Origin of the sequence: Actinomadura soli (assembly GCF_005889715.1) — a bacterium.
Taxonomy (GTDB): Bacteria; Actinomycetota; Actinomycetes; order Streptosporangiales; family Streptosporangiaceae; genus Spirillospora; species Spirillospora soli.
Window position 1 is genome coordinate 1 of sequence record NZ_VCKW01000621.1, and the last position, 473, is coordinate 473.

The 473-nt window shown below is 66.4% G+C and carries 1 protein-coding gene; it reads left to right on the forward strand.

Translation table 11 applies throughout. The features are described 5' to 3' along the window. Positions 1-203 precede the first annotated feature (203 nt). The coding region (locus tag ETD83_RS42180) for a hypothetical protein (RefSeq protein ID WP_138650814.1) at positions 204-473 on the forward strand (270 nt) is incomplete at its 3' end.

A 473-nucleotide genomic window follows, 5' to 3' on the forward strand; every position in this document is an offset into this window, starting at 1 on the left:
CCCCATGCGGCTCGATCACTTAGGTGGTCGGCGTGCACAGGCGAATAGCTCTGGCTACGGCTACGTCCGGACGAGCACGCCCTGGGGGCCGCCGACGCTCACGGTCGAGTTCGGTCATCTCGTCTGCGAGTTCCTCGGCGGGCTTCTCCTTCGCCTGCTCAGTTCGGCCTCCGCGTCGCCTATCCGATCGGCATGGACGGCCATTGTTCGAGCAGGTGCTTGCGTTGCTGCGCGACGTCCCGTTGCTCTTGCAGATCCTGCGCGAGCGTCTGGATGGCCTGGTGCCAGCCGGTGGCGGATGCCGGAACGTTCCGGCCGCAGGTCAGGCGCTGAGCGTGAGGTTTCAGCAGGTCCTCGAATTCGGGCTTTACTGCTCGCCCTGGTGGAGTTTCTGCTCCATCGCTTCCGACGCTTCGACGTCCACGGCGTTCCCAGGGGTTAGGGGCTCGGCGCAGGCGTGGCAGCGGCTGACC